Source organism: Vibrio sp. Vb339 (assembly GCF_902751245.1).
Taxonomy (GTDB): Bacteria; Pseudomonadota; Gammaproteobacteria; order Enterobacterales; family Vibrionaceae; genus Vibrio; species Vibrio coralliirubri.
In genome coordinates this window covers 1,221,620-1,242,735 of the sequence record NZ_CADDIS010000002.1, presented here as the reverse complement: position 1 = coordinate 1,242,735, position 21,116 = coordinate 1,221,620, and the positions used below count along the sequence as shown (strand labels likewise).

21 protein-coding genes are annotated in these 21,116 nt (G+C 43.7%); 10 read left to right on the top strand and 11 right to left on the bottom strand.

The annotated features are described in order from the left end of the window. A complete protein-coding gene (gene bamC, locus HRQ85_RS14160; RefSeq protein WP_172379897.1) occupies positions 1-1,047 on the top strand; it encodes an outer membrane protein assembly factor BamC in 1,047 nt (348 codons plus the stop codon). A 149-nt stretch (positions 1,048-1,196) separates the two neighbouring features. On the opposite strand, the gene HRQ85_RS14155 is transcribed toward bamC, so the two are convergent. From HRQ85_RS14155 to HRQ85_RS14140, 4 genes are all read right to left on the bottom strand, one after another. Then, entirely contained in the window at positions 1,197-1,406 is a 210-nt protein-coding gene (locus HRQ85_RS14155; protein ID WP_048606545.1) for a DUF2897 family protein, read from the bottom strand. A gap of 8 nt (positions 1,407-1,414) precedes the next feature. After that, positions 1,415-2,089, bottom strand: a complete 675-nt coding sequence (locus HRQ85_RS14150; protein WP_172379896.1) for a M15 family metallopeptidase — start codon at positions 2,087-2,089, stop codon at positions 1,415-1,417. Between the two features lie 46 nt (positions 2,090-2,135). Next, positions 2,136-3,272 carry a succinyl-diaminopimelate desuccinylase gene (dapE, locus tag HRQ85_RS14145; protein WP_048616137.1) on the bottom strand — a complete coding sequence of 379 codons (1,137 nt, stop codon included), beginning with the start codon at positions 3,270-3,272 and terminating at the stop codon, positions 2,136-2,138. Between the two features lie 98 nt (positions 3,273-3,370). Next, a complete protein-coding gene (locus tag HRQ85_RS14140) occupies positions 3,371-3,718 on the bottom strand; it encodes an ArsC family reductase (RefSeq protein WP_172379895.1) in 348 nt (115 codons plus the stop codon). Positions 3,719-3,923: 205 nt separating this feature from the next. Here HRQ85_RS14140 and HRQ85_RS14135 point away from each other — a divergent pair, with 205 nt between their 5' ends. After that, a complete protein-coding gene (locus HRQ85_RS14135) occupies positions 3,924-4,211 on the top strand; it encodes a winged helix-turn-helix domain-containing protein (protein ID WP_004734273.1) in 288 nt (95 codons plus the stop codon). 91 nt (positions 4,212-4,302) lie between these two features. Here HRQ85_RS14135 and HRQ85_RS14130 read toward each other — a convergent pair whose 3' ends face one another. Together HRQ85_RS14130 and HRQ85_RS14125 are read right to left on the bottom strand one after the other, a co-directional pair. Further along, positions 4,303-4,635, bottom strand: coding sequence for a DUF4156 domain-containing protein (locus tag HRQ85_RS14130; protein WP_172379894.1), 333 nt, complete (start codon positions 4,633-4,635; stop codon positions 4,303-4,305). A 12-nt stretch (positions 4,636-4,647) separates the two neighbouring features. After that, on the bottom strand, positions 4,648-4,992 hold the full coding sequence (locus HRQ85_RS14125) for a DUF2956 domain-containing protein (protein ID WP_172379893.1): 345 nt from the start codon (positions 4,990-4,992) through the stop codon (positions 4,648-4,650). A 109-nt stretch (positions 4,993-5,101) separates the two neighbouring features. On the opposite strand from HRQ85_RS14125, the gene HRQ85_RS14120 reads away from it, so the two are divergent. The 4 genes from HRQ85_RS14120 (at position 5,102) to HRQ85_RS14105 (ending at position 9,239) form a co-directional block, all read left to right on the top strand. Further along, a complete protein-coding gene (locus tag HRQ85_RS14120) occupies positions 5,102-5,563 on the top strand; it encodes a DUF2919 domain-containing protein (protein WP_048612193.1) in 462 nt (153 codons plus the stop codon). Between the two features lie 66 nt (positions 5,564-5,629). Beyond that, positions 5,630-6,553, top strand: a complete 924-nt coding sequence (locus HRQ85_RS14115; protein ID WP_172379892.1) for a Dyp-type peroxidase — start codon at positions 5,630-5,632, stop codon at positions 6,551-6,553. A 121-nt stretch (positions 6,554-6,674) separates the two neighbouring features. After that, positions 6,675-7,808, top strand: a complete 1,134-nt coding sequence (locus tag HRQ85_RS14110) for a flagellin (protein WP_172379891.1) — start codon at positions 6,675-6,677, stop codon at positions 7,806-7,808. Between the two features lie 297 nt (positions 7,809-8,105). Next, positions 8,106-9,239, top strand: a complete 1,134-nt coding sequence (locus HRQ85_RS14105) for a flagellin (RefSeq protein WP_048659821.1) — start codon at positions 8,106-8,108, stop codon at positions 9,237-9,239. 874 nt (positions 9,240-10,113) lie between these two features. Here the strand turns inward: HRQ85_RS14105 and crr are convergent. The 5 genes from crr to cysZ form a co-directional block, all read right to left on the bottom strand. Next, positions 10,114-10,623, bottom strand: a complete 510-nt coding sequence (gene crr, locus HRQ85_RS14100) for a PTS glucose transporter subunit IIA (RefSeq protein WP_004737851.1) — start codon at positions 10,621-10,623, stop codon at positions 10,114-10,116. A 106-nt stretch (positions 10,624-10,729) separates the two neighbouring features. Then, on the bottom strand, positions 10,730-12,454 hold the full coding sequence (ptsI, locus tag HRQ85_RS14095; protein WP_017061935.1) for a phosphoenolpyruvate-protein phosphotransferase PtsI: 1,725 nt from the start codon (positions 12,452-12,454) through the stop codon (positions 10,730-10,732). Between the two features lie 136 nt (positions 12,455-12,590). Next, positions 12,591-12,848, bottom strand: coding sequence for an HPr family phosphocarrier protein (locus tag HRQ85_RS14090; protein ID WP_004734263.1), 258 nt, complete (start codon positions 12,846-12,848; stop codon positions 12,591-12,593). A gap of 302 nt (positions 12,849-13,150) precedes the next feature. After that, positions 13,151-14,119, bottom strand: a complete 969-nt coding sequence (gene cysK / locus HRQ85_RS14085; RefSeq protein ID WP_017061934.1) for a cysteine synthase A — start codon at positions 14,117-14,119, stop codon at positions 13,151-13,153. 224 nt (positions 14,120-14,343) lie between these two features. Continuing rightward, a complete protein-coding gene (gene cysZ / locus HRQ85_RS14080; RefSeq protein WP_029235129.1) occupies positions 14,344-15,102 on the bottom strand; it encodes a sulfate transporter CysZ in 759 nt (252 codons plus the stop codon). 229 nt (positions 15,103-15,331) lie between these two features. On the opposite strand from cysZ, the gene zipA reads away from it, so the two are divergent. The 4 genes from zipA (at position 15,332) to HRQ85_RS14060 (ending at position 21,088) form a co-directional block, all read left to right on the top strand. After that, entirely contained in the window at positions 15,332-16,375 is a 1,044-nt protein-coding gene (zipA, locus tag HRQ85_RS14075; protein WP_086970654.1) for a cell division protein ZipA, read from the top strand. A 92-nt stretch (positions 16,376-16,467) separates the two neighbouring features. Then, the gene (gene ligA / locus HRQ85_RS14070; protein WP_172379890.1) at positions 16,468-18,480 is read left to right on the top strand and encodes an NAD-dependent DNA ligase LigA; all 2,013 of its coding nucleotides are present in this window, start codon (positions 16,468-16,470) and stop codon (positions 18,478-18,480) included. Positions 18,481-19,022: 542 nt separating this feature from the next. After that, positions 19,023-20,186 carry a porin gene (locus HRQ85_RS14065; RefSeq protein ID WP_048606511.1) on the top strand — a complete coding sequence of 388 codons (1,164 nt, stop codon included), beginning with the start codon at positions 19,023-19,025 and terminating at the stop codon, positions 20,184-20,186. A gap of 98 nt (positions 20,187-20,284) precedes the next feature. Then, positions 20,285-21,088 (top strand): DUF2057 family protein, encoded by an 804-nt coding sequence (locus HRQ85_RS14060; RefSeq protein WP_048606509.1) that lies wholly within the window; start codon positions 20,285-20,287, stop codon positions 21,086-21,088. Positions 21,089-21,116: the final 28 nt, after the last annotated feature.

The following is a 21,116-nucleotide window of genomic DNA, read 5'->3' as shown; positions in this document are numbered from 1 at the left end:
ATGAAGTATTCTCACCAGCTAGTGATTGGGTCACTGGCTGTTTTCGTTCTTACAGCATGTTCTGGCAGCCCGACTCAACGTCGCCAAGCCAAAGATGATTTCGAATACTTAGAAACACCTGAGTTTTCACAATGGCAGTTGCCTGAAGATGCTCAGCCTCAGTTCTACCCAAATTTTGACATCCCAAGCGGTGAATTCAGTGGTGGTACAGGTCGTGAAGTGGATATTCGTCCACCGCAACAGGTTCTTGAACTGATCCCGGGTGCTCGTGCTGAGCGTCAAAACGGTGAAGTGACACTATGGCTTCTTCGTGCTGAAGAGGCAGATCGCGTGTGGCAAACGGCTGTAGATATGCTGGCTCAGCGTGGTATTGGTATTCGTGAGCAATCAGAGAATGAGATTGAGACCGATTGGGTAACTTGGGTTTCTGAAGATGAAGACGTAGAGATTGGCAGCCGCTACTCAATGTCTCGTTTCCAAGCGAACAACCGTCATGGCTTCAAGATTAACCTGATTGATTGGCGTGAAGGTACTGAAGAGAAAGCGGTAACGGCAACCAATAAAGAGCGTTACAACGCGTTCCTTACTAACCTAGTTATGGCTAAGTACGATGAGAACCTTCGTGCTGAAGCGGAGCTGAAAGCGCAAGAGTTGGTGAAGCGTATCCCAATCTCAATGGGTGCTGACCGTAGTGGTTTCCCTGTGATTATTGCTCGTACACCATACAATGTATTCTGGCAGCGCCTGCCTAGTTTGTTGCCTGAAATGGGCTTTGAGCTTGAAGAACGCAATCAATCTCAGGGTACGGTGAAGGCGAAGTACGCAGCACCAGATGATGAGTTCTGGGAAGAAATTGGCCTACAGCCTATCGACTTAGCGCCAGGCACTTACAACTTCCTATTTGGTGACCTTGGCAACCGTACGTCAATCAACGTAACGGATGCATCAGGTAAGCCAGTAGAAGAAGAGCTGCTTAAATCAATGGTTCCGGTACTGGCGCATATTGCTGACCAAACCAAAGATGATAAAGAAGCGAAAGCTGAGTAGTCGCACTTAAGCCGTCACAGAGCGGAGTTAAATCAGTTCTGTGATTAGCTCAAGCATATAAAAAAGAGGACACACTGTGTCCTCTTTTTTTGTATTCGTTGTCATCAGGCTATATTGATCAATCAAGCTGATTAGCCAAAGCAAAAAGGCTATGCGTCTTTACTGTCTTTGGATTCTTCTTTTTCAGCTTTCTCTTGGTTAAGTTTATCCAAGCGATTGAGCTTATCTAAGTCTCGCTCAGTTTTACCACGACCCGTCAGATCCATATTGGCGGTCTGTTTGAGCGCTGCGATGTTACCCACCACAACGCTAACCACGATGATGATGATAACCCAAGGGTTTGTAAGCCACTCCAACATAAGCGCTCCTAATGACTGATATTCGCTACGAAGCGCGCGTAGATCTCGTCTAGCTGCTCCATAATAATCTCATACCCTAATATTGGCTTAGATTGGAGTTGCTTGCCAAGTAAAGTCGGAGATAACTGTGATAAACACGACTCTGATACTTTACGATGGCTGATATGCCATGGTTCGACCGCCACACCGCCGAGGTCTTCGCTATAAGGGAAAAAGAACCCAAATTGCGAAGCGTGAACAGATAGCCATTGGTAAAATGCCTGCTGGTGGCCAGTAAGGTATTCCCATGGCTCTAATTGCAGCTGTGTGCCTTCAGGTAAGTCGTTTCGAGCAAAGACGTCAAAGTCACAACCCCAATGGTGACGGCTCGCTCCAGGAAGGGCAGACCATCTCAGGATTGCCGACAATTTCTGATGTTCACTGAGTGTTGAAGCATCAAGTGGTTGGCTCTCTGAATCCAATATTGGCACTTCACCAGAAAACTTACGGTTCCAAATCAGAGATTGCCTTGCGTAGTCGCGAAAGCCACTGGCAATTTCCATTTTGAAACCAGCAAGTTGAGCAGCTTCAATCAAATTGTTTAGGTCATCTTTGACCTCACTGTGAACCAAGAAGGTTTTGCTGCCAATGAGGCTAGGTTCTAGATGAGAATCTGATTGTCCGGTTAGCTGCTCTGGTGTCATAACGTGTCTCTCAATAATTAGATGCTATGAATCGCTAATGAAAGAACTATTTAGCGAACAGGTTCACTAATGTTCTTTCGTACATGTCAGTTAGCTTCTCTAAATCAGCCACTTTCACGCATTCGTTAACCTTGTGAATCGTCGCGTTCACAGGACCTAGTTCTACCACTTGTCCTTTCATGCGCGCAATAAAGCGACCGTCAGATGTCCCCCCTGTGGTAAGCAGTGCAGGCTTAACATCATTCACGTGACCGACAGCATCGACAATAGCATCAAGCAATGAACCAGCGTCTGTTAAGAACGGGTCGCCATTGAAGGTCCATTTCAGGTCGTATTCGAAGTCGTACTTATCGAGCGTCGTTGTGATTCGTTCAACGATGATGTCGTTGCTTAACTCTGTGCTAAAACGCAGGTTAAACTGAACATTAAACTCACCAGGAATCACGTTTGACGCGCCTGTACCTGCGCTTACATTTGGGATTTGGAAACTGGTTGGTGGGAAGTAATCATTACCTTTGTCCCACTCAGTCGTTGCCAACTCGTTGATTGCAAGCAGAGAGCTGTGTACCGGGTTATTCGCAAGGTGAGGGTAGGCAACATGGCCTTGTGTGCCTTTAATCGTTAGGTCGCCAGTGATAGAGCCACGACGGCCGTTCTTAACGACATCACCCACGAACTCGGTGCTTGATGGCTCACCAACGATACACATATCGATATTTTCACCGCGTGCCATTAATGCTTCAACAACACGTACTGTACCGTTGATGAAAGGGCCTTCTTCATCTGAAGTGATCAAGAAACCTATTGAGCCTGTGTGGTCTGGGTGTTTGGCAATGAACTGCTCGACAGCAACAATCATTGAAGCCAGAGAGCCTTTCATATCCGCAGCGCCACGGCCATGTAGGAAACCGTCTACGATAGTCGGTTCGAATGGCTTTGTATTCCACTGTTCGATTGGACCTGCAGGTACCACATCAGTGTGACCTGCAAAAGCAAACAGAGGCGCTTCAGTACCGCGGCGAGCCCAGAAGTTGGTAGTATCTTCAAATACCATCACTTCGATTTCAAAACCGAGTGCTTTTAAGCGTTCAATCATCAGGTCTTGGCAGCCTGCATCTTCCGGTGTTACCGATTGACGGCTGATTAGGTCTTTTGCCAGAGCCAAAGTTGGGCTATCTGTCATCCTTGAATTCCTTGTTTAAATAAAACGTCTAGTCATTAATTTTTAGGCGCTGATTCAATGATCAACGTCCTGTTGTCTGTCTATGTCAATACAACGATCTAAGCAAAAATAGTCGCGTATTGGTCGGCTTTAAATCCGATGTGAAGCTTACCCTCAACTTTTAAGATTGGGCGCTTGATCATTGCAGGTTGTTCAACAAGCAAAGTCACCGCTTTTTCTTCTGTTAGGGTGTCTTTCTGTTCTTGAGAAAGTTGGCGATAAGTCGTACCACGTTTGTTTAGCACAAGCTCCCAACCTAGCTCAGAGCAGAAGCTTTTTACTAGCTCTTCTGTGATGCCTTGTTTGCGATAATCGTGAAATTCGAACTCGATACCTTCAGCTTCGAGCCATTTCTTTGCTTTTTTAATGGTGTCGCAATTTGGGATACCAAACATGGTGATAGTCATTATTCTTCCTTTGAGTGATTTTATTTCATTGTTATGAGTTGAATCCTATCAGGAAGCGGCAACTCAGACAAAATAGAGTGATGAATATTTCATAGAGTGAAAAAAAAGCGTAAGAAAATGTCACTATTGGAGACTTATTGATCAGCCTCAACATGTTGTCAGCGAAAAAAGAAATAATTGAGCTGCACATATATAGGAGGTGTCAATGGAGTTGAGTCCTGTTTTTGCAAGGCGGCTATATTTAGCATTGTTAGTGGAAAGCCTTGATAGGCCAAATGTGCCTAAACTCATCGAAAAAACGGGGTGGCCTCGTCGTACTATTCAAGATGTACTCAAGGCGTTACCGGGGATCGGTATCGAACTTATGTTTGTTCAAGATGGGCGACGTCATAATGATGGCTATTACCAGTTATCCGACTGGGGGCCATTTGACAGTCAATGGGTTATCCAGCGTAAAGGCGATATAGCAACAAGCCTTGGATTTAGTGCATAAGCCAGCGAAAGCTGGCTTTCTTTTTTTAGAATAGAAATAGTAGGGAGCATCTCGCTAATGTGAATGGTGAGCTACCCCATTACGTTTCTATTTACCTACACAGATAGGCAGTTCCCAACATAGTCACGGAAGTCGAAAAATCTTGGGGAAGTGTGAATATCACGGTATCTGCGCCTAGCTCAATCGTATTCGACTTGAGTTCATTCATGGCGCCTTGAATCAATGTGTCATTCGGGTAAAACAGGTAGCTGTACCAATGGCCTTCGCTGCCTGTGACTTCCCCTTTATACTCGCATTGCTCGATATTAATCACACCGTGGTAATCCATTTGCACTTTGTCAGCTTCGCTATGAGGTATTGATGTTGGTGTCGTGCAACCTAACAATGCACCACTCATAGCTAAAGCGATTAATTCCTTTTTCATACGATTACCCTGTTATTTCATCAAATAAATCGCGAAGCCTATCCAGCTAGCGATCAGTAGTAGCCACGGTAATTTGTTGCCGTGATTTGATGTTGTTTCAACACTCGTGTCGACATTCTGTTCTTGGTCTTGATTAGTCTGTTGAGTTTGTTTCTCTTTCTGTACACGCTTTTTTGCTTTGTCGGCTTGGCGACTGCGCTCTTTTTGCTGTTTCTTGTACAGTGCGATGCCTTTCTCGATACCTTGAGCAATCAACTTGGTTTGTTCTTTGGTTTGAGCTGGCTTTTGAGTCGCTTTGGCTATCTTCAGTGCTTCTTGTTGAGATTCAACAGACGGCGTATTAGTTTTCTTTTTCATACTGAGTTCGATAATTAAAACGGATTGGCTACTAAGATAACGCAAAGCTAGTTAAGTATGAATGATTTGCGTTAAAGTGTTGGTTTGAAAATAACTGAAAGTGAGATTTGTGCGGTACTCCATAGAACAATACGATAAGCACGGCTTTTTAAAAGCCCCAATCCTATTATGGTTAGGTTGGCTGTTTCTGGCGAAAGCTTTGGTTGTTTTCATTGTCGCAGGAGCAAGCCGAGAGTCGGGCACTGACATACTCGAAATTATCTATCCAGATCATCAAATGTTTTATGTCGGGATCGCGTTGAGTGTGCCTAGTTTGCTACTTATGTGGTTATTTGGACTAAGATCGCCAGATAGAAAACGCCTAAATAAAGTCGTGTCTTGGGGGCGTTGGGTCACCATGACGGCTATCTTGGCGCAGGGCTCACATACGATTTATTTAATCTATTTGGATAATGGATGGTTTCGCTGGTCCAATGGCATCACTTTATTGCTGCTTTTATGGTTATCGCTTTACCTTACCAATAGCCATGCTGCTAGGGACTGCTTTAAAGTGGTTGAGCACGAAGACTGATTCTCATCAAAACATTTGTCCCATTCCTAATTATACTTAGAAGCTAAAAAATGAAAGGATTAATCTATGCTTAACATCTCAAATGAGCAGCCTAAAACTCAAAGCGCTATCTTGCCAGAAGCTGGGCCTTTCGCTCTTTATGTTCAACTGAAAGTGAATGCTAACGCTGCTAATGTTTTAGCGGAACTTCAAAAGCTTCCGAGTTTAATCGACGAACTAAACCAAACTCAACCTGATGCGAACTTAACGGCATCGGTTGCGTTCTCAAAAGCTTTTTGGGATAAGTTCGAACAAGCAGCGCCCGCTGATTTGATCGACTTCCCTGCGCTGGGTGAAGGTGATATCACTGCACCGAGCACACTGTCTGACGTTCTGATTCACTGTCATTCAAACCGACATGATCTGCACTTCTTTATCTTGCGTAAATTGCTATCTGAAGTAGCAGCTGATGTTGAAGTGGTTGATGAAACTTATGGTTACCGCTTCCTAGACTCTCGTGACATGACAGACTTTGTTGATGGCACTGAAAACCCGAAAGACGCACAACGTGCTGAAGTCGCTATTGTACCTGAGGGTGAATTCGCTGGTGGTAGTTATGTAATGGTGCAGCGTTTTGTGCACAATCTGCCAGCTTGGAATCGTTTGAACGTATCGGCACAAGAGAAAGTGATTGGCCGAACTAAACCTGATTCAATTGAGTTAGATGATGTTCCTGCGGCGTCTCACGTTGGCCGTGTGGATATCAAAGAAGAAGGCAAGGGGCTTAAGATTGTTCGCCACAGCCTACCTTACGGTACTGCTACTGGCGATCACGGCTTATTGTTCATTGCTTACTGTAACGTTCGTCATAACTTCGATGCGATGTTAGAGAGCATGTACGGCGCAACAGATGGCAAAACAGACCAACTGCTTCGCTTTACCAAAGCAGTGACTGGCGCTTACTACTTTGCACCTTCAACTGACATGTTGAGTGCATTAACGATTAAGTAAATCGTCTCATCTGCAGCAAAGAAAGGGAGCCTCAGGGCTCCTTTTTTATTAAAGCTTGATATGAACTGGTCGATATAAGAGCAATCGTGAGTTTTATTCATCTTTTTGTAAGCGAAGGTCTATGGCTATCACTGTTAATACGAATGTCTCGGCGTTAGTGGCTCAGAGAAACCTCTCTAATGCTAATAACATGCTGAACCAATCTTTGGAGCGCTTAGCTTCAGGGAGCCGTATTAATAGCACAAAAGACGACGCTGCTGGCTTACAGATCTCGAATCGATTAGAAGCACAGATGAGTGGCATTGATGTTGCCGTTCGAAATGCTAACGACGGTATCTCCATTATGCAGACTGCAGAAGGAGCGATGAATGAAACCACTAATATCATGCAGCGCATGCGAGACTTATCCCTACAAGCGAGTAACGGCTCGAATAGTTCATCGGAACGAATCGCTATTCAAGAAGAAGTCACCGCCCTAAATGACGAGCTGAATCGAATTGCCGAAACCACCTCATTCGGTGGTAAAAAGCTCCTTAACGGCAGTTTTGGGCACACCTCGTTTCAAATCGGCGGCAGTTCGGGCGAAGCCGTGCAGATTGGTTTGAAAAGTATGCGTACTGATGACATCAACATGGGCGGCTTTAGCTACGTTGCTAATGGCATGGCCAGTGATTCATGGGAAGTGAAATCAAACCAGAATGATATGACGATGTCGTTTACTGATCGTTTTGGTCAACCACAAGAAATCACCATCAACGCGAAAGCGGGTGATGATATCGAAGAGTTGGCGACTTACATTAATGGTCAAACGGATCTCGTATCAGCTTCTGTCAATGATGACGGACAGCTTCAGATTTATATGTCTGGTGAAGATACGGCGGGTACGATCTCTTTTTCAGGTTCGTTAGCCAGTGAGCTTTCAATGTCTGCGGGTTATTACGAATCAGTCGATGACATCAATGTAACGGATGTGGGTGGTGCTCAGCGTGCCGTCTCTATTTTGGATACGGCGATGAAGTATGTCGATAGCCATCGCTCTGAATTAGGGGCAATGCAAAACCGCTTTGATCATGCCATTAATAATCTTGAAAACGTTCATGAGAATTTGGCGACATCAAACAGTCGAATCAAAGATACCGACTACGCCAAAGAAACCACTCAAATGCTCAAGCAACAAATACTGCAGCAAGTGAGCACAACGATACTCGCTCAAGCCAAGCAAGCGCCGAATCTAGCTTTAACGTTATTAGGTTAATGAATTACCTCGAATCTTATAAAGGTATTTCAGCTTAGCCAGTGCTTTTTGGCGAATAAAAACACAATTTCTCACTCGACTGACTTCCCGGCAACTTTAGCGATTTTCTCATCTTTTTTCGATAATTTTACGACCAGTCACGCTTTCTTCTGTTTTACCGCTATTTCTTTAATTTTGTTGTTTTTTTCCTAAAGGTTTCGCTAATCACGCCGTTATTAAAAGTAACTTAGAGATAACTACTTGGTTTTCCGAGACGTCGGAAACCGCTATACCGGAAAATCAATTGGAGAAGTCACCATGGCAGTGAATGTAAATACAAACGTTTCAGCGATGACAGCGCAACGTTACCTAAACAATGCAAACAGCGCACAACAAACATCAATGGAGCGTCTAGCTTCAGGCTCAAAAATCAACAGCGCAAAAGATGACGCTGCGGGCCTACAAATCTCGAACCGTTTGAACGTTCAAAGCCGCGGCCTTGATGTTGCTGTACGTAACGCGAACGACGGTATCTCTATTGCACAAACTGCTGAAGGTGCAATGAACGAGACAACGAACATCCTGCAACGTATGCGTGATTTGTCTCTACAATCTTCAAACGGCTCAAACTCAAAATCTGAGCGTGTAGCGATTCAAGAAGAAGTAACAGCACTGAACGACGAACTAAACCGTATCGCGGAAACGACGTCTTTTGGTGGTAAYAARCTGCTTAACGGTACTCAYGGTACTAAATCATTCCAAATCGGTGCGGACAACGGTGAAGCGGTAATGCTTCAACTGAAAGACATGCGCTCTGATAACGCTCAGATGGGTGGTAAGAGCTACCAAACTGAGAACGCGAAAGACAAAGACTGGAACGTTCAAGCTGGCTCTAACGACCTAAAACTGTCGTTCACTGACAACTTTGGTCAAGCACAAGAAATCGACATCAGCGCAAAAGCGGGTGACGACATCGAAGAGCTAGCGACTTACATCAACGGTCAACAAGACTCTGTTAAAGCGTCTGTAACTGAAGACGGTAAGCTACAAATGTTTACTGGTAACAACAAAGTTGAAGGCGAAGTCGCATTCTCTGGCAGCCTGGCTGGCGAACTAGGCATGCAACCTGGTAAAGACGTAACCGTTGATACTATTGACGTTACATCAGTTGGCGGCGCACAAGAGTCTGTAGCCGTTATCGATGCGGCACTTAAGTATGTAGATAGCCACCGTGCTGAACTAGGTGCTTTCCAAAACCGTTTCGACCACGCTATCAGCAACTTAGACAACATTAACGAGAACGTTAAYGCATCTAAGAGCCGTATTAAAGATACCGATTTCGCGAAAGAAACGACTCAGATGACTAAGTCTCAGATCCTTTCTCAAGCTTCAAGCTCGATTCTTGCTCAAGCGAAGCAAGCWCCGAACTCGGCACTTAGCCTACTAGGTTAATCGATTRAAARGCCACGTTGACCAATAGTGTTGACGCAAGGCTTCCACAAATTAGCTCGTGGTGAGAGATGAGCGCTAAACAGACCCAGCTTCGGCTGGGTTTTTTATTGCCTGCGATTTGGCAAGGTGTATTTGGAAAAGTGCAATGTTGGTTGATAGAAGAAAAAGCGAGATTCCCTATCACGCTCGTTCCTCACTGTAGGGAATGACGGAGTTAGGGCGATGATGACCCTATTGCTTTGCAATATAAGTGTGGTGGTAGTCGCAAGTAACGGCTTAGTTAGAACAAAGACTTTTATCGTCATTCCAGAGCCGAGTGGAGCGAGGCATCAGGAATCTGGCTTTTAAGGAGAATGCTCTTTTAGTTATTGTTTAGCACTGAAGGGAATGACGAGTGCTCTATTGGTGGGTAAGGATATTTACGTCATTCCAGAACCGAGTAGAACGAGGTATCAGGAATCTGCTTTTAGTCGAGAAGTCGTCAGATGTTAGGGTTCTTGTTGTGGTCGAAAGACAATAAGCTAGATAAAGCTGATAACCTACAGCGTAGATGAAGAATCAGGAAGTCAGTGATGATTGCTACCTCAGAATCGAGCGGAATGAGATACCAAAGAACCGGCGCTTGTCGAAAGTCATACCGCGTGCTCTAACGCATGGGATCTGCGCTTATGGTGGCGTTTAACATGGTTTAATAACAACGTAGGGTTATGTTGGTAATTAAGAATTGGGCACAACTGTAGCTTATTGAGGGATTGTTATAGTGAGGTGAGGGTGAGTAATCAGAACTGTTGTTTAAGGAACTCGAGCAATATAACAGACACAAAAAACGCCACCCTTAGGTAGCGTTTTAATTAAAGCAGATAAGTAATCGAGATTACTTAGTTACTTTAAGAACTGGAGTTTCGCCAACAGTTACAGAACCAGAAAGCTTGTTCAGCTCTTTGATTTCGTCCATGTTAGAGATAACAACTGGAGTAAGCGTAGATTTCGCTTTCTCTTCTAGAAGCGCTAGGTCGAAAGTGATGATAGTGTCACCAGCTTTAACAGATTGACCTTCTTCAGCTACACGAGTGAAGCCTTCGCCTTTAAGTTCAACAGTATCGATACCGAAGTGAACGAAAAGCTCAACACCGTCGTCAGACTCGATAGAGAATGCGTGGTTAGTTTCGAAGATCTTACCGATAGTACCGTTAACTGGAGCTACCATTTTGTCGCCAGCTGGTTTGATAGCGATGCCGTCACCAACGATTTTTTCAGCGAAAACTACATCTGGCACGTCTTCGATGTTTACGATTTCACCAGAAAGAGGTGCGATGATTTCGATTGCACCAGCATCAGCGCTGTCATCAGATACAAGCTTTTTCAGTTTGTCAAACAGACCCATTGTGTCATGCTCCTAACGTTTAGTTTTATTCTGTAGAATATACTATACCAATCTAACAAATTAGACGACTATTTTTAGCCGTCTAACTTTATTAAGCATTTGGCAATTACTGAGTTTTCTCAGCGATGAATTTTTCTACGCAAGCTTCAATTTCTGCAGCTGTAGGTAGAGATAGTGCTTCGTCAGCCATAGCTTTAACTTCGGCGAAGTTAGAATTACGGATTACTTTCTTCACTTTAGGGATAGAGATACCGCTCATAGAGAACTCATCTAGACCCATACCAAGAAGAAGTAACGTTGCACGTTCATCACCAGCAAGCTCACCACACATACCAGTCCACTTACCTTCAGCGTGTGATGCGTCGATCACTTGCTTGATTACTGTAAGAACAGCCGGAGATAGTGGGTTGTACAGGTGAGAAATCATTTCGTTACCACGGTCTACCGCAAGAGTGTATTGCGTTAGGTCGTTAGTACCGATAGAGAAGAAAGATACTTCTTTCGCTAGGTGGTGTGCGATTGCAGCAGCTGCTGGAGTCTCAACCATTACGCCGATTTCGATTTCTTCATCGAAAGCTAGGCCTTCAGCGCGAAGTTCAACTTTGTACTCTTCGATTGCTTTTTTCAGTTCACGGATCTCTTCAACAGAAATGATCATTGGGAACATGATACGTAGTTTACCGTGTGCAGAAGCACGTAGGATACCACGTAGTTGGTCACGTAGGATTTCACGACGATCCAAGCTGATACGTACTGCACGCCAGCCTAGGAAAGGGTTCATCTCTTGTGGAAGGTCCATGTATGGTAGGTCTTTATCGCCACCGATATCCATAGTACGGATAATCACTGACTCGCCTTCCATTGCTTCAGCTACTTCTTTGTAAGCAACGTATTGCTCTTCTTCAGTAGGAAGCGCGTCACGGTCCATAAATAGGAACTCAGTACGGTACAGACCAACGCCTTCACCGCCGTTACGCAGGATACCGTCACAGTCTTTTACTGTACCGATGTTGCCACAAACTTCTACACGGTGACCGTCTAGAGTTTCAGCATGTAAATCTTTTAGTTTTGCTAGTTCAACTGCTTCTGCTTCGAAATCTTCTTTGATTTTCTTAGCTTCTGCTAATTCAGCATCTGAAGGGTTGATGATGATCTTGTTGTTCATCGCGTCTAGCACAAGCATGTCGCCGTTCTTAACTTGCTTAGTGATATCGTTAGTGCCAACGATAGCTGGAAGCTCAAGAGAACGTGCCATGATTGAAGTATGAGATGTACGACCGCCGATGTCACAAGCGAAACCAAGAACGTAGTCTAGGTTGATTTGTGCAGTTTCAGATGGCGTTAGGTCGTAAGCAACTAGGATAACTTCTTCATTGATATCTGCTAGAGATACAATGTTGATGCCTAGAGCATTTTTAACGAAACGAGTACCGATATCACGGATATCAGTTGCACGTTCTTTTAGGTACTCATCATCAAGAGATTCTAGTGCAACAGCTTGCTCTTCGATCACAGTGTGGATCGCGTTGTCTGCGTGCATTTTGTCTTTCTTGATGAGTGCTAAAATCTCTTCTTCTAGCTCTTCATCTTCAAGCAGCATGATGTGGCCTTCAAAGATTGCTTCTTTTTCTTCGCCAAAAGTTTCAAGTGCTTTTTGCTTAACAACTTCAAGTTGCTGAGAAGATTTGTTACGAGCGTCAAAGAAACGCTGTACTTCTGCTTCAACTTGGTCGTCAGAGATAGATTGAGTGTTTAGGACAATTTCATCTTCTTGAAGTAGTAGTGCTTTACCGAAAGCAATACCAGGAGATGCTAGGATGCCTGAAATCATAGCCTTACCTTAGTTGTTCAACTGTAAACGGGAGAGTGTGTGACTTTAAGTCGTCGACTAATGTCGCGCTTATTCCTATCTATTTCGAACAAAGCCACTTTGCTATGCAAAATGGCTTTGAAAGAAGGAGACCGTATTAGTGTAATTGATCCATAAGAGCAACTAGGTGGTCTACTGCTTGCTGAGCTTGAGGACCTTCAGCTGAAATAGTAACGTTAGTACCTTTTACTAGGCCTAAAGTTTGTAGTTTGAACAGGCTTTTCGCGCTAGCGCTTTTGCCGTTAGAAGTCACTGTGATGTCAGCGTCGAAAGATTTTGCTTCTTTAACGAACTGTGCAGCTGGACGAGTGTGAAGACCGTTTTCTGCTGTGATTTCTACTTGCTTCTCGTACATTTTATATACCCCAATTAATTTATTTTTTGTAAGTTTGTAACCAGATTAGCTTAACTGCTTTAGCCCAAATGCGCTAGAGGCTAGTACGCCATGTTCGTGTTAGAACTTAGACTGGTTATAAATTTTTATCCAGCCATGGTCGTCTTTTGTTGAGTACTCATGACTTTCAGAATTTGTTTATTGCTTCTTTTATTTTGAAGCGAAAAATAAAACAGACCCGATATTACCAAAGGTGGGGCAGGGATCAACAAAAAAGCCCCTAAACGGGGCTTTTTTGGACGAAAAATTGATTTGACCACATATTATTGTTGGTTCTCTTTTTCCGTAAAGATGCCAGCAAATAGGGCTGTGCTTAGGTAACGTTCACCAGAACTTGGCAGTACGGTAACGATGGTTTTTCCTGCAAATTCAGGTAGTTCGGCGATTCTGTTCGCTGCTACAACTGCCGCGCCAGATGAGATGCCAGCAAGAATACCTTCTTCTTTCATTAGGCGTTGAGCCATCTCAATCGCTTCTTCAGAAGTTACCGATTCAACACGGTCAATAATCTCTAAATCTAGGTTTCCAGGGATGAAACCTGCACCGATACCTTGAATTTTGTGTGGAGCTGGTTTGATTTCTTCGCCTGCAAGTGCCTGTGCAATCACTGGAGACTCTGCTGGTTCAACCGCTACTGAGGTGATCGCTTTGCCTTTTTCACCTTTAATGTAACGACTTGTACCTGTAATAGTACCGCCAGTACCTACACCCGCGACAAACACATCGATTTCGCCGTCTGTTGCTTCCCAAATTTCAGGACCAGTCGTCTGCTCGTGAATCTGTGGGTTGGCTGGGTTGTTGAACTGTTGTAGTAGTAAGTACTTGTCTGGGTCTGAAGCAACAATCTCTTCTGCTTTAGCTATCGCGCCGTTCATGCCTTTTGGCGCTTCAGTTAGCACTAGGTTTGCGCCAAGCGCTTTAAGCAGCTTACGACGTTCTAGGCTCATTGATTCAGGCATAGTTAGCGTTAGTTTGTAACCGCGTGCTGCTGCTACGAATGCAAGTGCAACACCTGTGTTACCACTGGTAGGCTCAACAAGCTCGATACCTGGCTTAAGCGTACCCGCTTTTTCTGCTTCCCAGATCATGTTTGAACCGATACGACACTTAACACTGAAGCTTGGGTTACGAGCTTCGATCTTAGCTAGGACGTTACCTTTGCTTACTTTGTTAAGGCGGACTAGAGGTGTGTTACCAATCGTTAGGGTGTTGTCTTCGTAGATCTTGCTCATGCGATATTCCTTCATTTAATGACAGAACTAAACGTAGTATATCAATCACTTTACCGTCTAGTGTCTTACGATGTTTATTCAGCTTGAATTTAGATTAAACAAGTTGAAAAAAAGGTAAAAGGATTAAAAAGTTATATCATATAGATATGTAGCAGAATTCACGCCTATCTTTATTGAAATCAGAACTTCAAAAAGATAGGCGAGACTAGGGCGTGTAGGAAGGGTTATAGACGAGAACGCAGAGCTTGGTCTTTAAACTCAGCAACCCACATTGCCGTCGCGCCGCAAACGGCAACGGGCATTACGATCAGGTTTAGAATTGGAATCGTGGTGAACACAGAAACAAGCGCACCAAAGCTGTAGCTCTTGCCTTGTTTTTGTTTCAAATTGTTTCTCATGTCATCAAACTTGATTTTATGGTTATCGAATGGGTAGTCGGCGTATTGGATCGCTAACATCCATGCTGTGAAAATGAACCATAAAAATGGTGCAACGGTTTGTCCTAGTGCTGGAATTAACAAAAGTAGGAATAAACCGATCGCTTTTGGCAGAATGTAGACAAGCTTGCGCCATTCTCTCGCTAATATACGTGGGGTATCTTTGAGAACATCAAGTAAACCATCGTCATTAACTTTTTTACCGCTCAACAGCTCTTCAACTTTTTCCGCGAGTAAACCGTTGAACGGTGCGGCAATAAAGTTAGCGAGCGTGCTAAAGAAATACGAGAACGTGGCCAAAACGGTTAACACAAGTAATGGCCATAAAATGTATGACAACCACGACAAGAAGCTTGGCAATGCACCAATCCAACCTTCAATCCAAGTGTTTAGGTTGGAGAAGATATAAAACAAGGCACCACCAACGAGTAACACGTTTGCGATAAGTGGCATTAGTACAAACTTACGAATGCTCGGTGATAAAGCGATTTTTATTCCGAAAATAAAATAGCCAAAGCCGGAGCGGGGAACAGATTCAATAGTCATATTTAAATTAGGTCACATGTGAATTTGGTTAAATAGCAAACATGTCTAGTGTACTCGACCGAAATTAAGAAAAAAAGCGTGGTGAAAATCACACCATGTAAGGAACTAATTGTATTAAGTTGTTCTAAAACAGTGGCTACTTTTGATAGAGTAGTGAGATTAGCCAAATTAACCCAACTTAGTGACAGCGTGTTTATAGCTAGTTGACTAAGAAAGCTGAGAGCGAAAAATGCAGGAATTGCGATTTGTACTCATTATTGTTGGCGCATTAGCTATCGCCGCATTATTGTTCCATGGTCTATGGACGAGTAAAAAAGAAGGGAAAGCAAAGTTTGGAGATAAGCCGCTCGGTAAGCTTGATAACGACAGCTTAGATGAAGCAGAAACTATCCCAAACCGTTCATTCGCCCCAGAAGATGATTTTGAGATAATCCGAAAAGAACGTAAAGAGCCGGATTTTGCTGTTTCACCCTCTGAGACTGATCCGCTGATCGACTCAGATCCGCTAACAGCGCCACAAGCGAAAGAAGCTTACGAAGATGACATCGAATTGAATGATCTTCCTTCTTTCAGCGTAGAAGACCCAATCAAGGTTGAAAGTGAACCTGAAGTGATTGAGGAGGAGAAGGTTGTTGAGCCTGAAGTTCCAAGCTTTGAGTTGACTGACGAGCAAAAAGAAAACCATGCCGGCTTTAAAGAGCAGTACGGTTCGTTTGAAGAACCTTCTGAGACAGTTGATGAGCCAGTCGTTCCAAACGAAACGCTTACTCAACGAGAGCCAGTTGTTGCGAAAGAAGTCGTTACTCCACAAAGCGCACCTGTTGAAGAAGCAAAACCAGATGAAGAACTTGGTTTAGAAGTGATTGTACTTAATGTTCACTGCGCTGGAGAGATCCCGTTCGTTGGAACTGAACTTTTCCGCAGCATGGAGAACAACGGTCTAACTTATGGTGAGATGTCTATCTACCACTGCTTTGCACAATCTACAGACGCTCCAAAGGTTATTTTCAGCGTAGCGAACATGATGCAGCCAGGAACGCTAGAGCATGATGATCCTGCTGACTTCACGACTAAAGGTATTTCGTTCTTTATGACGCTACCTTGTTACGGTCAAGCTGACCAAAACTTCAATGTGATGCTGAGTGCGGCGCAGAAAATTGCCGACGATATGGGCGGAAACGTGTTGGATGAGTCACGCAACTTAATGACACCAAACCGTTTATCTGACTACCGCAAGCAAATCAGAGACTTTATGACGGCATCGAATGCCTAGCCGTATTGTTTAGCCTTGTAAATAATCTATATTTATAGAAAAGGGCTCCTAAGGGAGCCCTTTTTGATATTTCAATCACGACAGAGAATGATATGAAAGAATCGATTCAAGTTACCTTAGAGCAGTTAAGAGAAACTCTGCATTATCACGCCGTTCGTTATTACGTAGAAGATAGCCCTGAGATCCCTGATGTCGAGTACGATCGATTAATGCAGCAATTGCTAAAGATCGAAGAAGAGAACCCAGAGCTAGTGACGGTAGATTCTCCAAGCCAACGCGTTGGTGGTCAGCCGCTAGATGGTTTCACTCAAGTGACTCATGAGATCCCAATGCTTTCTCTGGACAATGCTTTCTCTGATGAAGATTTGGATGCGTTCAATAAGCGAATGTCTGATAGAGCGCCAACCGCAAACCTCAAGACTTTCTGTTGTGAACCTAAGCTTGATGGCCTTGCCGTTAGCCTGCTCTATGTGAATGGTACCTTAGTTCAGGCAGCGACACGTGGTGACGGTGCGACGGGGGAAAACATCACTGAAAACGTGCGTACTATCAGCTCTATCCCACTTAAGTTGCAAGGTGAAGGCTGGCCGGAGCGTATTGAAGTTCGTGGCGAAGTGTTTATGCCAAAAGCGGGTTTCGATAAGTTGAATGAGATGGCGTTGAAGAAAGGCGAGAAAGTCTTTGTTAACCCACGTAATGCCGCTGCAGGTAGCCTGCGTCAGCTTGATTCTCGTATTACAGCGAAACGTCCGCTGGCTTTCTATGCATACAGTGTCGGTGTTGTTCAAGGCGCTGAGCTATCAAATAGTCACTACCAACGCTTTTTACAGCTTAAAAGTTGGGGCTTACCTATGTGCCCTGAGACTAAGCAACTAACCTCTCTTGAAGACGTTAAAGCCTATTACCAAGATATTATGACTCGTCGTGATGCTCTGGCTTACGAGATTGATGGCGTTGTTATCAAAGTTGACGACATCGCGGCTCAAGAAGTGCTTGGCTTTGTTGCACGAGCACCACGTTGGGCAATTGCTTATAAGTTCCCAGCTCAAGAAGAGATTACCCTGCTCAATGATGTTGAGTTTCAGGTGGGCCGTACTGGCGCTATTACGCCGGTTGCTAAACTGGAACCTATCTTCGTAGGTGGCGTGACGGTCAGTAATGCCACGCTTCACAATGCCGATGAGATTGCTCGTTTAGGCGTGAAGGTAGGCGACAGCGTTATTATTCGCCGTGCAGGTGACGTTATTCCGCAAATTGTGGCTGTTGTACAAGATCGTCGCCCTGAAACAGCTAGAGACATTGTTTTCCCTGATGCTTGCCCAGTATGTAACTCTGCAGTTGAGCGCGTAGAGGGTGAGGCTGTAGCGCGTTGTACTGGCGGTTTAGTATGTCAGGCGCAGCGTAAAGAAGCGCTTAAGCACTTTGTGTCAAGAAAGGCATTGGATGTTGATGGTCTTGGTGTAAAGGTGATAGAGCAGCTTGTAGACCGTGAAATGGTAGAAACGCCCGCTGACCTGTTCAAGCTCAGCGCAGGTGTGATTACAGTTCTTGATCGTATGGGGCCTAAATCGGCGCAAAATGTGGTGAGTGCACTTAATAAAGCCAAAGACACAACATTGGCACGTTTCCTTTATTCGTTAGGTATTCGTGAAGTGGGTGAAGCAACAGCTATGAACTTGGCGCAACACTTTAAAACGCTGGAGCTGGTTCAAGCCGCAACCCATGAACAATTAGTTGAAGTGTCCGATATTGGTGACATCGTCGCTAGCCATATCACAAGCTTCTTTTCACAAGAGAAAAACAGAGCGGTTGTCGATCAGCTGATAGAACTTGGTGTTAACTGGCCTATTATCGAAGAAGCTGCAGATGACCAAGAGCTACCACTTGAAGGTAAGGTAGTTGTGTTGACCGGATCACTTTCTCAACTAGGTCGCAGTGAAGCCAAAGCGGCATTGCAAGTATTGGGAGCGAAAGTTACGGGTAGCGTATCTAAGAAAACGGACATCTTATTTGCCGGTGAAGCTGCGGGTTCTAAATTAACTAAAGCACAAGATTTAGGTATCGAAATAAGAACAGAAGAAGATCTAATAGCCCTTATTTCGTAAGTAAATACAGGTAAAAAAGCTCAAAGGCACTCCTACCAAGGAAGTGCCTTTTTTGTTTCTGATATAAAAATCAGGGCTTTTTAATTGTTGAGAATTTTGTTCCTATACGAACTCTAAAATCAGGACAGTGACACTGCTCAACATTAATGAAATACCGTTATAGTTGTATCAAAAATGCGAGTCACTTCTATCTTTATAAGAGTGCTAGCGATTTAAGTTTTTGATATTTATTGTTTTTATTGTTTTTATTGTTTTTATTGTTTTTAGTTGTGAGCTTTACAATTTATCGATCTGGATCACTAAGTACCTACTAAATTTGCACTAACTCATATTTTTTTAGATGAAAATTAAGTTCTCATTGATCTTTTTGAGGGCGAAGTTAGTCTTAATGCCATGGATGCACACGATGTGCATAACCAGAAAGGAAATAGAGAATTCAGAGTTTAGGGTTCTCAAACAAGAAAAGGTATTTCTCTCTACGGCGGCCAACTTTAGGCGGGAAATATTCAAACAGCTATATCCATTTTTAGGAGTTTTATTCCATGGAAAACAAAATTTTCAAACGTACTCTACTAGGTGCATCCGTTGCACTTTTATCGACAGGCGTAATGGCGAAAGAAGTTGGTATCAACTCTGACTTTAACGTTGACGTATACGGTGTTGCAGCTATCTCTGTAGTTAACTACAACACAACTGACAACAGAGACGACAGCTCAGGTTACGCTGTAGAGAATGAATCTCGTATCGGCTTCCGTGCTCATAAAGATATGTTTGATGATGTATTAATCACAATGCAAATCGAATCTGGCTACGTAGATAGCACAGACTGGTCTCATGGCGGTGTTTCAGGTGGTGTTCTAGGTTTCCGTGATACTTTCGTTGGTGCTTCAGGCTCTTGGGGTAACCTACGTGTGGGTCGTGTTCTTACGCCACTATACGAAATCGTCGACTGGCCATTCTCTAACCCTGGTCTAGGTTCTGTATTCGATTGGGGCGGCATCAACGGTCACTACGATCGTCAATCTAACCAAGTACGTTACGATTCAGCTAAATTTGGTGGTTTCTCTTTTGCAGCTTCTGTTGGTCGTGATGATAACGACAACGGTGGTGGTGCAGCGACTCGTGATGCTAACTTCGTTGGTGCGAGTGCTAAGTACAGCTTTGAAAAAATTACATTTATGGCAGGTGTTGAATCTGGTACTCGTGTAGTAGCTAGTACATCAGACGTGTACGCTGTAGGTACAGCTGCAGATGTAGCGAATGGTGTTAAAGATGCAGATAAAAACTTAGTTACTGAAGGCGATAACTACCTTCAGTCTAAAGGCGTAGCGGGTTATGATGACGACACATTCGCATACATCGTTGGTTTTGAAGCAAGTTTACCAGCAGGTTTCGGTATTGCAGCTGCATATAAAGGCGAAGAGCTAGACAACGGTATCCGTAAGCAAACACAAGATTCTTACTCTGTTATTGGTCAATACTGGAATGGTCCAATCGGTTTCAAATTGGGTTACGCAGCCAACTTAGAGTCTGAATTGAATGGTCAAAAAGAAGCTGGTTCAGATAGCAGCACTATTTCTGGTCAGTTAATGGCTGTTCATAACGGTTTCGTACCTTACCTACGTGTAGCGGGTCGTACTTTCTATAAAGATGGTGTTGAAGACACAGATATCGTAACTCGTATCGGTCTTGAATACGGTTTCTAAGCTAGAGTTTTCAGCTTAAACTGTTAAATAAAAATCAAAACGCTGGTAAATTTTGTTTGCCAGCGTTTTTCCATAGTGAACATAAGGAATTAGTCATAATGAATAAAGTTAGTGTAGTTGTATTATCATTATTTTTGGGAGCTTGTAGTTCACTCGATTCAAAAAGTAATTTTGTAGATTCAGTGGCGGATGTGCAGCCTAAAGGTGGTTATATTCAGGTTACTGGACAATCTTATGTAGCAGAAAGTAAAGCGAATGTTGGGGCTGACATCCTGAAATCTTCACTTTATTTTACGTATAATAAAGAAGTAACACAGAACTCAGCTCCAGAATCTTCAATCACTATGGATGTAAGTTACTTCCAAAGTTATAAAGAGTACGAAACTGTTAGCTTTTTCGGCAAGACGATAGAGCTAGAAGAGAGACAAACCCCAAGAGAAAGTTGCAGCGAACATTGTACAAAGACTCAATATATTAAATTCCCATTAAGCGACGCTGATATACAGCAAGCAAGAGAAAAGAACTTAGAGTTTACGCTTGATGGACAAAACTCAATCATGAGTACAACTTTCATTGTGCCGAAAGCGTATATCGACACAATCTATAACGGTGCAAATAATCATACGGCTATCGCTGTTGCTCCGGTTGCGGTACCTGTTGCGGCTGTAGTTGCTGAAGAACCAAAAGCGTCTCAAGCTCAAGAGATGGTTAATTACTGGTATGGACAAGCGACAAAAGAAGAGCAATCTGCTGTGACGGATTGGGCGTTCCAAAACCGTAAGAACGCTAACCCAGCATCACTAGAAGGCTCAAAAGAAATCGAAATGGTTTCATATTGGTTTAATAAGCTAGACAGCAAAGAAAAATCTCAAACTATGATTTGGCTGTTAGAGCAAGAGTAGGCTTCTAACGTAAGTCTCTAGCTATGTT